The organism is Cypionkella sp. TWP1-2-1b2, from assembly GCF_049896245.1.
Taxonomy (GTDB): Bacteria; Pseudomonadota; Alphaproteobacteria; order Rhodobacterales; family Rhodobacteraceae; genus Cypionkella.
In genome coordinates this window covers 62,113-78,158 of sequence record NZ_JAFCTX010000023.1, presented here as the reverse complement: position 1 = coordinate 78,158, position 16,046 = coordinate 62,113, and the positions used below count along the sequence as shown (strand labels likewise).

Annotated in this window: 15 protein-coding genes; 6 read left to right on the top strand and 9 right to left on the bottom strand. The window is 63.3% G+C overall.

Translation table 11 applies throughout. The features are described 5' to 3' along the window. Window positions 1-600, bottom strand: a 600-nt coding sequence (locus ACP7AP_RS15575; protein ID WP_426035365.1) for a PRC-barrel domain-containing protein, incomplete at its 3' end; no start/stop codon positions are given. Between the two features lie 413 nt (window positions 601-1,013). Between ACP7AP_RS15575 and ACP7AP_RS15570 the strand changes: the two genes are divergently transcribed. Next, window positions 1,014-1,835: a cobalamin B12-binding domain-containing protein gene (locus ACP7AP_RS15570; protein WP_426035363.1), complete on the top strand. Its 822-nt coding sequence runs from the start codon at window positions 1,014-1,016 to the stop codon at window positions 1,833-1,835. 19 nt (window positions 1,836-1,854) lie between these two features. Here ACP7AP_RS15570 and ACP7AP_RS15565 read toward each other — a convergent pair whose 3' ends face one another. Beyond that, complete coding sequence (locus ACP7AP_RS15565) at window positions 1,855-2,826, bottom strand: NAD(P)H-binding protein (RefSeq protein ID WP_426035361.1); 972 nt, start codon at window positions 2,824-2,826, stop codon at window positions 1,855-1,857. Continuing rightward, window positions 2,823-3,851: a uroporphyrinogen decarboxylase gene (gene hemE, locus ACP7AP_RS15560; RefSeq protein WP_426035359.1), complete on the bottom strand. Its 1,029-nt coding sequence runs from the start codon at window positions 3,849-3,851 to the stop codon at window positions 2,823-2,825. The genes ACP7AP_RS15565 and hemE overlap by 4 nt, the downstream gene beginning before the upstream one ends. Before the next feature lie 81 nt (window positions 3,852-3,932). On the opposite strand from hemE, the gene hemC reads away from it, so the two are divergent. Next, a complete protein-coding gene (gene hemC / locus ACP7AP_RS15555) occupies window positions 3,933-4,868 on the top strand; it encodes a hydroxymethylbilane synthase (protein WP_426035357.1) in 936 nt (311 codons plus the stop codon). Here the strand turns inward: hemC and bchO are convergent. From bchO to crtA, 4 genes are read right to left on the bottom strand one after another with little or no spacing between them, the layout of a single operon-like run. Continuing rightward, window positions 4,865-5,743, bottom strand: coding sequence for an alpha/beta fold hydrolase BchO (gene bchO / locus ACP7AP_RS15550; RefSeq protein ID WP_426035355.1), 879 nt, complete (start codon window positions 5,741-5,743; stop codon window positions 4,865-4,867). The two genes, hemC and bchO, sit on opposite strands and share 4 nt — an antisense overlap. Further along, window positions 5,744-7,399 carry a magnesium chelatase subunit D gene (locus ACP7AP_RS15545; RefSeq protein WP_426035353.1) on the bottom strand — a complete coding sequence of 552 codons (1,656 nt, stop codon included), beginning with the start codon at window positions 7,397-7,399 and terminating at the stop codon, window positions 5,744-5,746. Next, the gene (gene bchI, locus ACP7AP_RS15540; protein ID WP_426035351.1) at window positions 7,396-8,400 is read right to left on the bottom strand and encodes a magnesium chelatase ATPase subunit I; all 1,005 of its coding nucleotides are present in this window, start codon (window positions 8,398-8,400) and stop codon (window positions 7,396-7,398) included. The genes ACP7AP_RS15545 and bchI overlap by 4 nt, the downstream gene beginning before the upstream one ends. Next, entirely contained in the window at window positions 8,397-9,104 is a 708-nt protein-coding gene (crtA, locus tag ACP7AP_RS15535; protein WP_426035349.1) for a spheroidene monooxygenase, read from the bottom strand. Before crtA ends, bchI begins: the two co-directional genes overlap by 4 nt. A gap of 147 nt (window positions 9,105-9,251) precedes the next feature. On the opposite strand from crtA, the gene ACP7AP_RS15530 reads away from it, so the two are divergent. From ACP7AP_RS15530 to tspO, 3 genes are read left to right on the top strand one after another with little or no spacing between them, the layout of a single operon-like run. Continuing rightward, complete coding sequence (locus ACP7AP_RS15530; protein ID WP_426035347.1) at window positions 9,252-10,814, top strand: phytoene desaturase; 1,563 nt, start codon at window positions 9,252-9,254, stop codon at window positions 10,812-10,814. Further along, window positions 10,811-11,836, top strand: a complete 1,026-nt coding sequence (gene crtB, locus ACP7AP_RS15525) for a 15-cis-phytoene synthase (protein ID WP_426035345.1) — start codon at window positions 10,811-10,813, stop codon at window positions 11,834-11,836. The genes ACP7AP_RS15530 and crtB overlap by 4 nt, the downstream gene beginning before the upstream one ends. 35 nt (window positions 11,837-11,871) lie before the next feature. Further along, window positions 11,872-12,330, top strand: coding sequence for a tryptophan-rich sensory protein TspO (gene tspO, locus ACP7AP_RS15520; RefSeq protein WP_426035343.1), 459 nt, complete (start codon window positions 11,872-11,874; stop codon window positions 12,328-12,330). Window positions 12,331-12,648: 318 nt separating this feature from the next. Here tspO and crtC read toward each other — a convergent pair whose 3' ends face one another. Both crtC and crtD read right to left on the bottom strand, forming a co-directional pair. Next, window positions 12,649-13,485 carry a carotenoid 1,2-hydratase gene (gene crtC / locus ACP7AP_RS15515; protein WP_426035381.1) on the bottom strand — a complete coding sequence of 279 codons (837 nt, stop codon included), beginning with the start codon at window positions 13,483-13,485 and terminating at the stop codon, window positions 12,649-12,651. After that, the gene (crtD, locus tag ACP7AP_RS15510) at window positions 13,482-15,041 is read right to left on the bottom strand and encodes a 1-hydroxycarotenoid 3,4-desaturase CrtD (RefSeq protein WP_426035341.1); all 1,560 of its coding nucleotides are present in this window, start codon (window positions 15,039-15,041) and stop codon (window positions 13,482-13,484) included. The genes crtC and crtD overlap by 4 nt, the downstream gene beginning before the upstream one ends. Before the next feature lie 170 nt (window positions 15,042-15,211). On the opposite strand from crtD, the gene ACP7AP_RS15505 reads away from it, so the two are divergent. Beyond that, the gene (locus tag ACP7AP_RS15505; RefSeq protein ID WP_426035379.1) at window positions 15,212-16,039 is read left to right on the top strand and encodes a polyprenyl synthetase family protein; all 828 of its coding nucleotides are present in this window, start codon (window positions 15,212-15,214) and stop codon (window positions 16,037-16,039) included. The last annotated feature ends 7 nt before the right edge of the window (window positions 16,040-16,046 follow it).

Sequence of the window (16,046 nt, the reverse complement as noted above, 5' to 3'; positions counted from 1 at the left end):
ATCTGCGGCCACATAGCCATCGCGTACCATCGGCTGACGCGCAGAGCCTGCGGCCATCGCATCTGTTGCGGGCGCTGCTTCGGTTGCGGCCATCGCATCTGTTGCGGGCGCCGCTTCGGTTGCAGGCGCTGCTTCGGTCGCGGCAGGTGCAGTCGCGTCCGTCGCAGCATCGGGGCTCATCGTGTAGGCCGGAGCTGCCTCGAGATCGGCACGCTTTGCCGACATCACAAGGAAAAAGTCATCCGGCTTGTCAGCCGTCGCGCTGTCGCTGACAAATTTGATCGCTTCCATGCCAACAGCAACCTGACGTTCGCCGATGCCAAGGAACCCACCGATATCAACCAGAACGGCGTCAACCTTGCCGTCACGCGATAGCAAAACGTCGTTGACTTCACCAATGTCGTCCCAACCTTTTTGGGTGCCCATGTATTCAGTCGCATCAATCGCCGTTTCGGATGCGTAGATGCGCATTCCGATAAAGTCGGACGCCCGCACGTCCGCAGGGTCAGCTGCGGCGCGGAACGCACTTGCGGAATCCTGCGCAAAGGCGGCCCCGGCAAGGCCCACGAACACTGCGGTGGAAAGCATAAGATTTTTCATCATCATCTCCTGTAGATGCTTTGGTTTGACGCAGTCTGCGCTGTCTGGAAAACGTCACCGCCGCAGGGTGGTTCCAAAATTTATCAACAAATTCAATCGGAACCATCAAAGCACTTAAGCGTTGTGGTGGGCTTAGCGCCTATCGCGTCAGCATGCTGGCCAAGGAAAGGCTACTTCGTTCGCACCATCTGGGTACAGGGCCGCATCAAGCTGCGCGCGCGCAAGCGGGCCGGGTGGATCGTCAGAGCCGCGAAAGCCAAAGTCACATTCGGGCATTATACATAGTGCGTTTTTTCAAGAAACCAGACTTGCCACAATCTTCAAATTTCATATAGTCAGGTACGCAAAGGCATACGGAGACATCTTGTTCTCTCGGCGGGCCATTGACGTTGATGGCTTTGGAGGAGGTCAACATGTCACGCTCTGCTACGTTTGACAGGCAAATGCTTGAGACAGCATTTTCAGAAATTGACGCCGTGCACCGGTCCTTGCCGGAAGCCACGCTCAGCACACTTGCCGCCGAGGTTGTGACGCGGGTCGCGAACAATCTGCGCTTTGAAGTGCAGCCTGATGTGGTGCCGTGCCTCGATGAAATAGATATGCTGTGCAATGCTTTGCTGTCGGATGATCCGCGCGCGGCGGCCGCCTTTATCGAAAATGTGCAGACCAAAGGCTCCAGCTATGAAACCCTGTGCCTGCTGTATCTGACCGTTGCCGCGCGGCGTCTGGGCGAATGGTGGGATAACGATGAGGTCAGCTTTTACCGCGTGACGGTGGCTGCGGGCCGGATCTATGCCATTCTGCGCATCCTGCGGATGGAGCGCCCGATCGGTGTGCCCGACATGCAACGCGCCGCCACCTTTGCCTCGGTTCCGGGTGAGAATCACACCTTGGGCATCACCATTGCCAGCGACCTTGCCCGCGAACGCGGCTGGGATATTGACCTGTTTGTCGGCCTTACACATGACGCCTTGGTTGAAACGCTGGAACAACGTCAGCCCGGCTTGATCGGCCTGTCTGCCAGCGGCAAGCGATCCTTGCCCGCGCTGACCCGGTTGATCGTCGCGCTGCGCATCAGCAATCCCACTGCGCGCATCCTGGTCTGCGGCCAGATCGCTGCGACCAATCTGCCGCTGGTTGGTCTGACAGGTGCCGACGCCGCAGCGCATGATTTTCAAGGTGCGCTCGGCCATATGGAGCGGTTGCTGGACCTGCCCACGGGACGGTTGATCTAACCGCGTCTGTTTGGGGCGATCAGAAAACCGCATGTGCGCCACGATCATCAATGGCCGCGCCGCGCACCAACTGGGCATAATGTTCAAACAGCGTCTCTGACCCGGTGGCAGGCGTTGCATCCGCGTCATATCGCCCGGTTGCCGCGTTAAAAACCAACATTGATTCGGTGGCATAATAGCGCCCGATCCGCGCCAGTTCCGTCTTGTCTTTCAGCCGTGGCGCAATGCGGCCCAAACCGTCCAGCACAGCGATAATGCCGTCCAGAAAACCCACGGGCACCTGCCGAAACTTTGGCGGCATATCCAAAAGCCGGAACAACGCCTCGCCCTGCTGGCGTGGCGTGATCGCCGGGCCGGGGCCACCAATCGGCAGAATACGGTTTTGCAACTGAGGCTGGTCAAGGCAATCCGCCAGATAATTGCCAAGATCGGCAGCGCTGATCGGCTTGCACGCCGTAAGCGCCCCATCGCCAAACAGCAAAAACGGCTTGCCTGCCTTCAAGCGGTTCAACTGCCCGGACAGTGATTTGAAATAGGCGGTCGGGCGCACGATGGAATAGCTTACGCCCGAGTCGATAAGCGCCTGTTCAAAGGCCAGCTTTGCATGCTGAAACGCCAGCTTTGGCCGTTGCACGCAAATCGCCGACAACAGCACGATCTGACGGACGCCAGCGGTTTGACCCGCCGCCAAAGCATCAACATGCGCCTTGTGGTCAATCGTCCAAGCATCCTTCGGCGCCCCCGTGCGCGACGCTAGACATGTGACGATGGCGTCAAACCTCTCACCGCGAAAGCCATCCCGCGCCAGCGATGCAGGGTCTGTCACCTCGCCAAAGCGAAAGCTGGCACCACGGGGCAGGGGGCTCGCGCCGGGGCGCACAAAACACACCACCTCATGCCCGCGCCCGAGCAGCGCCGCGACTGTTGCGCGCCCGATGGTGCCAGTGGCCCCCAGCATGAAAACCCGCAGGGTAGGGGGCTGCGCGCTCATCCCGCCCTGACCGTTTCCACCATCAGCGCCACATTCTCCGGGTCCGCATCCGGCGTAATCCCGTGGCCAAGGTTGAAGATATGCGGCCCGCCGCGGAAAGCACCCACCACCCGCCGCGTCGCATCGACAAGCGCCTGCCCGCCCGTCACCATATGCCCCGGTGCCAAATTCCCCTGCACGCAGCCACCCGGTTGCACATGCTGTGCCGCCCATTCCGGGCTGACCGAGTTATCAATCGCCACGCAATCCGCCCCGGTCGCCTGCGCAAACCCGATATACCCCGCCCCAGCCTCTCGCGGAAAGGCGATCACCGGAAGGCCGGGGTGCTTGGCCTTCAACGCAGAGATGATCCGGGCGGCAGGCTTCATCGCAAAATCTTGAAAATCCTGACCTTTCAAGCTGCCAGCCCAGCTGTCAAACAACTTCACCACCTCGGCCCCCGCCTGCACCTGCGCTGACAGATATTCAACCGTTGCCTCAGTAATCACCTCAATCAGCGCCGAAAACGCCGCGCGATCCGCCGATTTCAACGCATGCGCAGCACCCTGATCCTTGCTGCCGCGCCCCGCGATCATGTAGGTCGCGACCGTCCATGGCGCGCCCGCAAAGCCGATCAGTGTCGTCTCGCGCGGCAGTTCGCGCGCCAGAATCCGTACGGTTTCGTAGATCGGCGCGAGGGTATCATGGATCGCCTCTCGCGGCTTCAACGCCAAAACCCCTGCCATCGTGGTGATCGTAGACAACCTCGGCCCCTCGCCGGTTTCAAACCATAACTCCGCCCCCAACGCCTGCGGCAGCAAAAGAATGTCGGCGAAAAGAATAGCGGCATCAAAGCCATAGCGCCGGATCGGCTGCAACGTCACCTCTGCCGCCAGTTCCGGGTTATAGCACAGTGACAGAAAATCCCCGGCCTGCGCCCGCGTCGCGCGATATTCCGGCAGATAGCGCCCGGCCTGCCGCATCATCCAGATCGGCGGGGTCGCCAGGGTTTCGCCCGCAAGGGCGCGCAGGATCAGTTTGGTCATAGACACTCCAGTTGCGATAAAAAGCTGCAAGATCGTTCGCGGATGTTGTCAGCGCAGAGTGACACCGTTATTGCTTCAGACATGACACATCCACTTCCCACCCCCGCCCAACCGTTCAAAATCGGCACCCGAGGCTCTCCGCTCGCCCTGTGGCAGGCGCATGAGGTGCGGCGCTGCCTGATGGCCGCCTATACCCTGCCCGTTGAGGCGTTCGAGGTGGTGGTGATCAAAGTCACCGGCGATCAAATTCAAGACCGCGCGTTGAAAGACATCGGCGGCAAGGGCCTGTTTACCCGAGAGATTGAAGATGCCCTGCTGGACGGCGGCATTGATATTGCCGTCCATGCGATGAAAGACATGCCCACCTTGCAGCCGGATGGGCTGTGGCTGGATTGCTACCTGCCGCGTCAGGATGTTCGCGATGGCTTTGTGACGCTGAACGGCGGCGGTCTGCTGGATTTGCCGCAAGGTGCTGTGGTCGGCTCCTCCAGCCTGCGCCGTCGCGCGCAACTGGCGCACCGCCGCCCTGATCTGCAACTGGTCGAGTTTCGCGGCAACGTGCAAACCCGGATGAAAAAGCTGCATGACGGTGTGGCGGCGGCAACCTTCCTTGCGATGGCCGGGCTGAACCGGCTTGGCATGGCCGAAGTCGCCCGCCCGGTTGAGGTGACAGAGATGCTGCCCGCCGTCGCCCAAGGTGCCATTGGCGTCGAGCGTCGTCAGAACGACCCACGCGCCGAAGCCATGCTGGCCGCCATTCACCACACGCCCACAGGCCAGCAACTCGCCGCCGAACGCGGGTTTCTGGCGCGGCTGGATGGCTCGTGCGAAACGCCCATCGCGGGGCTTGCGGTGCTGGAAGGCGATGAGCTTTGGCTGCGCGGTGAGATTTTGCGCCCCGATGGCAGTAAGGTGATCACCGGGGAAATCCGGGGCGGCATCGCGCAGGCGACCGCGTTGGGTCAGACACTCGCCGATGAATTGCTGGGCCGCGCCGGGCCGGGATTTTTCGCCTAAGCGCATAGCGGGTCCGCCTTTGCGCGGGCCTCTAAGAAATCACGGATCAGCGCCGCCACCTGCTCCGGCGCTTCCTCATGCACCAGGTGCCCAAAACGCGGCAGGTCGATCCATTCCGCGTTTGACATCACCGCCGCCGCCCGCTGCGACACCACAGGCGGCACTGCCCGGTCGGCGCTGGCGGTGATCAGCAAACACGGCACCACCTGTTGCGGCAGGCGGTTCAGCAAGCCATCCAACTGCCACTGTGCCATCATCGCCAAAGTCGCCGCCACATGCCCCGGCTGGCGCAAAAGATGCAAATATTGCGCCTCGCCCGCCGCATCAATCCGCGAGCCTGTCGAGGCCAAAAGCTGATGCACCTGACGCGTCGTCCCCGCCAGTTTGCTGAACAGCTGCGGCACCAAGGGCAGGCGCGCAAGCAGGTTCGCCAGCGCCGGAAACAACCACCCCGCCACGCCCTCAAACCCGCCCAAGGCGGCGTTGATGCCGATCACGGCTTGCGGGGGGCTGATCTCGGCCAATCTCAAAGCAACCGCAGCCCCCGCAGAATGTCCAATAATCGCAACCGGATGCCAGCCCTGCTGCGCGATCAGCGCGGCCACATCCTCCGCCATCGCATCCAGATTGCACCGCGCGCGATTGCCGAGCGAGGTAAAGCCCTGACCGGGTAAATCCAGCGCGATCACCCGGTAATCCGTGCTTAAAAGCGGGATCAAATGGCGAAAGCTATGCGTCGCCCCCCCCGCGCCATGCAGCAGCAAAACCACCGGACCGCTGCCAATCTCCTGCACATGCCACAGATGGCCCTTACAGCGGACATGCTGCGAGGCGCTGCGAAACGGCCAATCTGCGGGGATCACCGGGGCCAGCATCTACGCCCCCAAAGCTGCTTGCAGCACGCCCGACATCCGGTGCGCATCAGCGCGCGGCAGCGGCACATAGGCCGCCCCAAGGGTCGCCGCCATCCGCTGCAACGCCGCTTGCGGGCGGTTGGCGATATCCAAAACCAGTGCCGGAATCGCCGCTGCACAGATCAGCCGCGACAGGCGCAGCGCATCCGTCTCGGCCTCCACCCGGTTGGTGCTGCCATCGAGTGCTACATTGCCGCGCCCATCGGTCAGCAGCGCAATCGTCGGCGTCATCCCCCGCGCGCGGGTTTGCAGCCCCAGATCAAACGCCATCCGCAACCCCGCCGCCAAGGGCGTGCCACCGCCCCCCGGCAATCCCGACAGCCGCCGCTTGGCCTGCACCAGCGACCGGGTCGGCGGCAGTAACAACTCCGCCCCCACCCCCCGAAACGCGATCAGCGCGACGTGATCGCGCCGGGCGTAGGCTTGTGCGAGCAGCAATTCAATCGCCCCCTTCGCTTCGGCCAGTCGCGACAAGGCAGACGATCCCGACGCATCCACCGCAAAGATCAACACCCGGTCCGAGGTTTCCTGATACCGCTTCAACCGCAAATCCGAGGTCCGGATTTCCAGCCGCACCGCATCAGGCGTGCGCCGTCGCAGGGGTTGCCAAGGCGCCGCCGCGCGCAATGTCGCCACCAGATCAATCCGCTTGCCAGACCCCGGCACCCCCGGACGCGGCGGCAATGGCCGCCCGCGATGGTTGCCCTTGCGCGCGGCCCCAGTGCCGCCGCTGCCCTTCGCCGCCCGCGCAGCCTTGCCCGCCGCCAGCCGCGCCAGCAGATCAGCGGGCAGGGCCGCGCGCACCGCTTCCAGCAAAATCTCATCCGGGATACGGTCGCTTTGCGGGTTTTGCTGCGCCTCTGCCTCCCCCGGTTCCGGCTGCGGCGGCGCACTCTCCTGCTCCTCCGCCACTTCAGGCAAATCCCCCCGATGCGCCAACGTCAACTCCGCCGCATGACGCAGGGTATCGTCCGAAGCCACAGCCTCGCCCCGCCAAGCCGCCAGTGCCCGCGCCACCGCAATGGCCAACAACGGCGCGCGCAGGCTGGCGATGCCCATCGCGCTTGCCACCACCGTCAGACTTTCCAGCGCCCCCGCAGGCAAAACCACCCCCGCCAACCGCCCCCGCGCCGCCGCGATCCGCTCCACTGGCAGCACCAGCGCGCCGATATCCGAATACCCCAACTCCCCCAGATCGAGGAATAACCCCAGCCGATCCGCCAGCGCCGGGGCCAAAACCTCCTCCGCCTGCGCCCCCTCATCCAGCGCCACCAGACACGGGCCACGATCATCCAACCACCGCGCCAACCGCGCCGCGAGGGCAGGGGGGCAGCGTTCCGCCATCGTCAGAACCACAGGTGCTGTCCCTGACAAAATCCCCAAACTCCGCCGCACCTGCCCCGCGCTTAACGTCGCCGCCAGATCGACGCCACCAAACAAAGCCACATCGTCGATCCCCGGATGTATCCGCTGCGCCACCGGCAGCGCCTGCATCACCACATCGCGCACCGGGCTACTCCGCGCCCTCAACCAAAGCCCCTTCACCCCCGCCGGATCAACCGCCAGCACCGCCAGCGCAGCCTCAACCCGGCCCCATGGCGACAGCGGCTCGCTCACGGCAAAACTTCAGCGATGGTGCGGGCAACCCGCGCGCCCGATCCGGCCTCATCCAGCGGATCGCGCCGCAACCGATGCCCCAAGGCACTCGCCGCCACCGTGCGCAAATGCACGCGCGTCACCACCCCGGCCCCCTCAAACGCCGCCTGCGCCCGCGCCGCCCGCAGCAGCGTCAACTCGCCGCGCAACCCGTCTGACCCCAAAGCGATGCACAAAGCCGCGCAGTCATGCAGCACCACCCCCGGCGTTTTCAGCCCCGGCAAAGCCGCCCGCGCCGCCAAAATCGCCTTGCGCAAGCCGCTATCCTTCTCCCGCCATTTCTTCATGAACGCGGCATTGTCATTCTCATAGGCATCCCGCCTGCGCATCACCTCAACGCGCGTTTCAATATCACGCGGGGATGCCACCTCAACCGATAACCCGAACCGATCCAGCAACTGAGGCCGCAACTCGCCTTCTTCCGGGTTGCCCGACCCCACCAGCACAAACCGCGCGGCATGGCGAATAGACAGCCCCTCGCGCTCCACCACATTCTCACCCGATTGCGCCACATCCAGCAGCAGATCGACGATGTGATCCTCCAGCAGGTTGACCTCGTCTATATACAAATACCCCCGGTTGGCCCGCGCCAGCAGCCCCGGCTCGAACGCCTTTTCACCGCGCGTCAGTGCCCGCTCGATATCCAGCGCGCCCACAACGCGATCTTCGGTCGCCCCCAGCGGCAGGTCAATCATCGGGGTCGGGCGTTTGATCATCTTGCCCGATGTCACCCCCGCCCATTCCGGCACGTCCTGAACACGGGCCGAGTTCACCGGGCAGCCCTCCACTGCGATGATTTCCGGCAACAGCGCAGCCAAAGCCCGCACCGCCGTCGATTTACCCGTGCCACGGTCGCCAAACACCAAGACGCCGCCTATCCCTGGATCAATCGCGGTCAGCACCATCGCTTGCTTCATCGCAGCTTGGCCGACGATGGCGGAAAACGGAAAAGGCTGGCTCATGCGGCGTCCTTCATCGCAAGCGGGCTTTGGCCGCCCCATGTGCCCCAATCATCCAATATGCGGAACTGGGCGTAAAGTTCTTCGGAAAACCAGCCCTCCGCCCGCACCGCCTGAATGGCACGACCATGCGGCCCATCCCCGCGCGCGAAATGCGCCATGCTCGCCGCATCCGGCCAGATCGAAAACGTGATCTGATGCAGCAACGGCACCTCGCCGATGCCGATCTTGAAGATCACATTCGGGTCTTGCCCGATGGCGGCTGAGATATCCGGCACCCGCCGCCAGAACCGCAAAAACGTCGAGACCCGCATCGTCGCCCGCGTCAGCGCCACAATCGGCCCAGAGTTCAGGCCGGCGTTCGGCGCATCCGTCGCAGTGAACGGCGCGCGCCCCGACCACTGCCCGCGCGCCGAGGTCGGCTCCAGCAAAATCGTCCAGTTTTCAGCGGAATGGCGGCGCCAGCGCCGGAACACCGGGGCCGCGTCAATCACCCGCCGCGCCGTCGCCACATCGGGCCAAGTGGCAAGAATTGCCCACACGGCGGTATTCGGCCTAGGCGTGAAACCTTCGCCCGTGCCCGATCCGCACAGCTTCCAAAACCCCACCTCTGGCATCCGCATGAACGACAGCCGCGCCGCCCCCATTTGCCCGATAACCCAAAGCCGGGCGGGCAGCGAGGTAAAGCGAAACAAGGAAAGACTCACGGTATTTATGGCAGACCTCACGGGGACAGGCGGGGCATGTGTCAGAATAGTCTGACAGTTTTTGCGGCGGCTGCAAAGCGAAATGGCGGGATTACACAATGAAAATGCAAGTATTGTAAATTACACTAGACAGTATATCGTGACTTTATGCTGACAGATTCCAAAACCCCCCGCACAGCCACTCCCCAAACCTCTGGGGCCGATGCCATCGTAATAGGCGCAGGCCTTGGTGGCCTTGCTGCGGCGATGCGGCTGGGGGCAAAAGGCTACCGCGTCACGGTGATTGACCGGCTGGATATGCCCGGCGGGCGCGGCTCCTCGATTGCCCAAGGCGGCCACCGCTTTGATCTTGGCCCGACAATCGTGACCGTGCCGCAGGGCCTGCGCGATCTTTGGGCGGCTTGCGGGCGCGACTTTGACCGCGACGTTGATCTGAAGGCACTTGAGGCGTTTTATCAGATCCAATGGCAGGATGGCTCCACCTTCACCGCCCGCCAATCCACCGATGCGATGCGGGCCGAGGTGGCGCGGCTGTCGCCCGGCGACCTTCCCGGCTATGACAAATTCCTGAAAGACAGCGAAAAGCGCTATTGGTTCGGCTTTGAAAACCTTGGCCGCCGCTCGATGCACCGCTTTGCCGACTTGCTGAAAGTGCTGCCCACCTTTGCGATGCTGCGCGCTGACAAATCGGTTTACGCCCATGCCGCATCCCGCGTCAAAGACGAACGCCTGCGGTTCGCGCTGTCATTCCACCCGCTGTTCATCGGCGGCGATCCGTTTCACGTCACCTCAATGTATATCCTCGTCAGCCATCTTGAGAAGGAATTCGGCGTCCATTACGCGATGGGGGGGGTCGCGGCGATAGCCTTGGCGATGGCCGGAGTGATCACGGCGCAAGGCGGCACCCTGCGCCTGAACGCCGAAGTCGATGAAATTCTGCTGGAAAATGGCCGCGCCACCGGCGTCCGCCTGACCGATGGCGCGGTGATCGCCGCCGATATCGTGGTCTCAAACGCCGATGCCGGCCACACCTATGACCGCCTGCTGCGCAACCACCCCCGCAAACGCTGGACCCCCGGCAAACTCGCGCGCAAACGCTGGTCGATGGGCCTGTTCGTCTGGTATTTCGGCACCAAAGGCACTCGCCTGAAATGGCCCGAGGCGGGCCACCACACCATCCTCGTTGGCCCCCGCTACAAGGACCACATCCGCGATATCTTCATCCGCGGCAAACTCGCCGACGACATGAGCCTTTACGTCCACCGCCCCTCTGTCACCGATCCGTCGGTTGCCCCGTTGGGCGACGACACCTTCTACGCCCTCTCCCCCGTGCCGCATCTGGGTATCGGCGACACCGATTGGGCAACCGAGGCCGAACCCTACCGCCAGAAAATGCAAAAGATGCTGGAAGACCGCCTGCTCCCCGGCCTTGGCGACCATCTGTCCGAGCAACTGGTGTTCACCCCCAACAGCTTTCAAACCCGCTACCTGTCGCCCTTCGGCAGTGGCTTTTCCATCGAACCGCGCATCCTGCAATCCGCGTGGTTCCGCCCGCATAACGTATCCGAGGAAGCCAAAGGCCTATACCTCGTCGGCGCAGGCACCCATCCCGGCGCGGGCCTGCCGGGGGTGATCGCCAGCGCCGAAGTCCTCGGCACCCTCGTCCCCGACGCCCCCCGCGCCGCCCCAATCCGCATGGCAGCCGAATGATCGCCCCCGCCGACATGGCCCATTGCCGCGAGGCGATCCGCACCGGGTCGCTGTCGTTCCACGCCGCATCCCGCCTGCTGCCCACCCATGTCCGCGACCCCGCCCTAGCCCTCTATGCTTTCTGCCGCCTCGCCGATGATGCGGTGGATGACAGCGATGACAAAGCCCCCGCCGTGCTCGCCCTGCGCGACCGCCTTGATCTGGTCTACGCAGGCCGCCCCCGCAACGCCCCCGCTGATCGTGCCTTCGCCGCCGTGGTTGAGGATTTCGAGATGCCGCGCGCCCTGCCAGACGCTCTGCTCGAAGGCCTCGCCTGGGATGCCTTTGGCCGCCAATACCAAACCCTGCCCGACCTGCTATCCTACTGCGCCCGCGTCGCCAGTGCGGTGGGCGCGATGATGTGCGTGCTGATGCGGGTGCGCGACGCCGATGCCTTGGCGCGCGCCTGCGATCTGGGACTTGCCATGCAACTGACCAACATCGCCCGCGACATTGGCGAAGACGCGCGGGCAGGGCGGCTCTATTTGCCGCTCGAATGGCTCGATCAAGCCCGCATCACCCCCGCCGCCTTCCTGCATAACTCGGAAGCCACCCCCGCCCTGCGCGCGCTGACCCAACGCCTGCTGACCGAAGCCCGCGCGCTTTACCAACATTCCGAGGCCGGGATTTCCGCACTCCCGCTGACCTGCCGCCCCGGCATCTACGCCGCCCGCCATGTCTATGCCGGTATCGGCGGCGCTGTGGCGCGCAACGGATATGACAGCATCACCGCCCGCGCCCGCACCAATGGCTGGCAAAAACTCGGCTGGCTGGGCCTGTCGCTGACCCGCACCGCAGCCTCAACCCTGCTGCCCGGATCGGCGTTGTTGCACGCCCCCGCCCGCCCGGAAACCGCCTTCCTTGTCGAGGCCGCCGCCCGCAAATCAGCCCGCTTCAGCCGATCCGAGGCGCTTTTTTCCGCCCTTTCACAACTTGAATCCAAAGATCGCGCTCGCAGACCCTTGGATCGCGCCGGGATATGACCTAGCTTCAAACCACCTTTTTTGGAGCGACCCCGATGGACTGGCCCCTGTTTCTGACCTTTCTGGCCGCCTGCGGAGCCGCCGCCGCGACGGGTGCGATGTTCAACCCCGGCGCATGGTATGACAGCCTGCAAAAACCAAGCTGGACCCCGCGCGACTGGGTGTTTCCTGTGGTCTGGACGGTTCTTTACCTGCTGATCGCCTATGCCGCGATGCGGGTGGCAGGTGTGGTGGGCAACGCCCAGCCCTTGGCATTTTGGGCGCTACAGATCGCATTCAACACCTTATGGACGCCAGTATTCTTCGGCCTGCACCGCCTGCGCGCCGCCATGGTGGTGATGGTCTGCCTGTGGCTGTCGGTCGCCGCGACCACCTACAGTTTCTTTGGCGTCGATTTCTGGGCAGGCGCGATGCTGTTGCCCTATCTGTTGTGGGTCACGATTGCAGGCGCGTTGAATTTCAGCGTCATGCGCCTGAACCCCAACGCAGGCTAAAGCGAACAATCTGCCGCCCCTCCCGAACCGAAAGAAAACGCTCCAGTGGAGCGTTTTCCGGTGAGTTGCTCAAAAGGCTGAAAGCCGTTGAGCAAGGGGTGTGGTGCAATAACCCAACGCATGTAAATCGGGGCGCGCCTGACTGGCTGGCGCGGAAACGCGCCTGCCGATGGCAGGCAGGCGCGACCCGATTTGTCACGGGCCAAATCGGGCAAAACGGCAAATGTTGCGGGCAGACCACTACATCTTGTGGAAAATCACCCAAAATGTCCCAAAACACACAAGTCATTCCCCGCTGGGAAGGAATTTCCGGCACCCCTACGGCCACCCCGCCCGCCTTGGCACCCGAAACGCCAGCATCGCTTTCACCAGCGGGGATCGGAACCGCGCAAGGTCCAATGCCTCATGCACCCCCGTCACCGTCTCGCCCTCGATCTGGGTTTGCACCACTGATCGGCTGTAAAACGGCGCATCCAGCAGCGCCTTGGTCTGGCGCGGCACGGCCTCCGCATCGCAGCGCGTATCGCGCTTGATCCGCCATCCGGTGCGGGCCAGCGGCGCAAGCGGCGGCGGCATGATCTGCACAGCCGACCCATCCGCCGCCACATCCAGCCCCAACGCCAAGGTCGATCCATCCGCCCTGATGCCGTCATAAAAGCACGTCGTCCCGCCATGCGCGCGCGGATACCGCCCCCATGTCCAGCGCTGAAAATCCGCCTCTAGGGCCGCCTGGCCAAAGTTGGCGTCAAAATAGCCATGCCCCGTCCAAGCGTGCCCCTGCGACAGATCCACCTCGATCCGGGCCGAAGGCGCAAACGGTCGCCAGATATGCCGCGCATCCGGGGTCAGCATCGCTTCCACTTCTGTCACAGCCGAGGGCGTCAGCCGGATTTGCCCCTGCACCCGCGAAATGATCGGCAGGCCAGACACCTCATTCACATCAATCACCAGAGTGCCGTTCTGCCACGACATCCGGCTAGGCCCGATCTGCAACGCATCGCGACTTTGCCGCAAAGCAGCCCGCCCCCGGTCTGTCATCGTAAAGCGCCCACCCGGCCCATAAGTCACCACATTGATGCAGCAATGATTGGCCGGATCACGCCGCCCCGACCACGCATACCAAGGCGAGAACACCGATCCGATAAAGCCAATCACCGAGACTGCGCGCGTCCCGTCAGCCGAGACACCATCGACATACCACCACGCATAGCCGTCCGGGGCCACGACGCATCCGAAGTCAGGTCGCTCAACATCGCCTCGGCCGCGTGCTTGCCGGATAAGGCCGCCATCGGCACCCCCGCCCCCGGATGCGCCCCGCCCCCCGCCAGATACAACCCCTGCACCCGTGTCCGCGCGCCGGGACGCTGAAAACTCGCCATAAGGCTTTGCGGACTGCGCCCGTAAAGCGCCCCCTGCGAGCCCGGAAACAGCCCCGCAAACCCCTGCGGTGTCATCAGCGTCTGGTCGGCTGGTTGCGGCGAAAACGTCAGACCGAACTTGGCCAGTTGCGGAAAGGTTTTGCTGCGACATTCGGAAACCTCATGCGGGGAAAGACTGGTTTTGGCGGGGGCGTTCATGATGATCTCAAACCGCTCCGGCCCTGAATTTGTGAAATCCGGCACCGCACGATCCTGCGCGCAGATATACAGCGTCGCCTCATCCGGCATCCGACCTTGGCGGATCGGCCCAAATTCGCGCGCGGGGTCGCTGCCGAAAAACACGTTGTGATGCACCAGATCGAATGGGGCGGGGGTGGCAGCAAACGACCAGACCCAAGCCGACAAACTACGCGGATGCGCCGCAATCGGTTTCAAAGCCTGCTGCGCCCCGTTGCCCAACAACCCCGCCAAAAGCGCCGCCGGATCGCCATTGAACACCACCGCATCGCATTTCATGCCGCGCCCATCTGACAGCACCACTTCCGTGACACGCCCCGCCTGCCGCAAGATTTTCAAGGCCGAGGTGCCATACCGAATCGTCACCCCCAACCGAATGGCCAACTCCGCCAAAGCGCGGGCCAGATGATGCATCCCCCCCAGCACCGCCCAAACCCCGCGCGCCTCGGCCTGCCAGATCAGCGCCAGCACCGCAGGCGACAAATCTGGCGCACCCCCGACATAGGTGGCATAGCGCCCAAACAACTGCCTTAAACGTGGATCACTGAAACTTCCCGCCAAATGCCGCGCCAAACTGCGCTGCGGCAAAAGTGCCTGCCAAATCGCAGGCGCCCGCAACGCGTTCAGCGCAATGCCCGCAAGGTCAGGCCGCATCGCGTGCAGCATTGGCCGTTCAAACGCCTTGTAAAGCTGGGCGGATTGACGATTGAAGTGGTGAAATTCCGCCTCTGCCTTTGGTCCCGCAAAATCCGCAATCGCAGCCCCACTTTGGCCCGGATCGGCAAACAAATCCAACCGCCCGCCCTCCAACCACCAGTGCCGTGCCAGCAAGGGTTGCGGTACAAGTGTCAGGTGATCGTCCAGATTTTCTCCCGCCACCGCGAAAAGATCATCAAACACCACCCGCAAGGTCAAAACCGTCGGCCCCGCATCAATCGGCCCCGCCCCCGACGCCAAGCTGCGCATCTTGCCGCCGGGATAGCCTTGTGCCTCAACCAAAGTCACCTGCATCCCAGCCGCAGCCAAGCGAATGGCGGCGCTAAGCCCGCCCATCCCTGCGCCGATCACGATGATTTTTTGCCGTGTTGCTGCCATGTCTGATTGTTGACTTGCGGAAAGAAAATGTCCAGTATGATTTACATATATGTGTCATTTTATATTGACACTTTCTGATAGACCCGCCGGACATCCGGCCGTTGAGGAGCTTTGATATGAAGATCGACGAACGGCTTGACGCGGCGACAGCGCAGGTATTGCGGGGCGCGATGGCTGGGGATGCCCCGGCGAAACTGGCACAGGCGTTGCACTATGCGGTGACACCGGGTGGCGCGCGGATCAGGCCGACGATTCTGCTGAGTGTGGCACTGGCCTGCGGCGATGATCGGCCAGCCCTTTCAGATGCGGCGGCGGTGGCGTTGGAGCTGATCCATTGCGCCAGCCTTGTGCATGACGATCTGCCCTGTTTTGACGATGCTGATCTAAGGCGCGGCAAGGCCACCGTGCATCGCGCGTTTTCCGAACCATTGGCGGTGTTGACGGGTGATAGTCTGATCGTGCTGGCGTTTGACGTGCTGGCCTCTGCGGCAGGTAAAGACGCTGACCGTGCCTTGCAGATGATCCGCGTGCTGTCGCGCCGCACGGGCATGCCGTATGGGATTTGCGCCGGCCAAGGCTGGGAGAGTGAGGCGCAGATCAATCTCTCCGCCTATCACCGCGCCAAAACCGGTGCCTTGTTCATCGCCGCCACTCAGATGGGCGCGCTGGCGGCAGGGCAGGATGCCGAGCCGTGGGAAGAACTGGGCGCACGGATTGGTGAGGCGTTTCAGGTCGCCGACGATCTGCGCGATGCGCTGTATGATGCCGAAACCTTGGGCAAACCTGCGGGCCAGGATGCGGCGCATGGGCGGCCCAATGCGGTGATCACGCTGGGGGTGCAGGGGGCAATTCGGCGGTTGAAGGATATTCTGGGTGGGGCGATAGCCTCGATCCCGTCTTGTCCGGGCGAGGCGATGCTGGCTGATATGGTGCGCCGCTATGCCGAACGGATGACCCCGGTGGCTCCGGTTTTGCAGCGGGCCGACGTGCGGCGCTAGCATGACG

What these genes read in the sequence shown, in the direction of transcription:
- hemE (WP_426035359.1), bottom strand. Translation starts at nt 3,851, where the DNA reads ATGACCAAACTGATCCTGCGCGCCCTTGCGGGCGAAACCCTGGCGACC.
- bchI (WP_426035351.1), bottom strand. Translation starts at nt 8,400, where the DNA reads ATGAGCCAGCCTTTTCCGTTTTCCGCCATCGTCGGCCAAGCTGCGATG.
- ACP7AP_RS15565 (WP_426035361.1), bottom strand. Translation starts at nt 2,826, where the DNA reads ATGAGCGCGCAGCCCCCTACCCTGCGGGTTTTCATGCTGGGGGCCACT.
- ACP7AP_RS15505 (WP_426035379.1), top strand. Translation starts at nt 15,212, where the DNA reads ATGGCTGGGGATGCCCCGGCGAAACTGGCACAGGCGTTGCACTATGCG.
- ACP7AP_RS15570 (WP_426035363.1), top strand. Translation starts at nt 1,014, where the DNA reads ATGTCACGCTCTGCTACGTTTGACAGGCAAATGCTTGAGACAGCATTT.
- bchO (WP_426035355.1), bottom strand. Translation starts at nt 5,743, where the DNA reads ATGCTGGCCCCGGTGATCCCCGCAGATTGGCCGTTTCGCAGCGCCTCG.
- crtB (WP_426035345.1), top strand. Translation starts at nt 10,811, where the DNA reads ATGATCGCCCCCGCCGACATGGCCCATTGCCGCGAGGCGATCCGCACC.
- ACP7AP_RS15530 (WP_426035347.1), top strand. Translation starts at nt 9,252, where the DNA reads ATGCTGACAGATTCCAAAACCCCCCGCACAGCCACTCCCCAAACCTCT.
- crtD (WP_426035341.1), bottom strand. Translation starts at nt 15,041, where the DNA reads ATGGCAGCAACACGGCAAAAAATCATCGTGATCGGCGCAGGGATGGGC.
- tspO (WP_426035343.1), top strand. Translation starts at nt 11,872, where the DNA reads ATGGACTGGCCCCTGTTTCTGACCTTTCTGGCCGCCTGCGGAGCCGCC.
- hemC (WP_426035357.1), top strand. Translation starts at nt 3,933, where the DNA reads ATGACACATCCACTTCCCACCCCCGCCCAACCGTTCAAAATCGGCACC.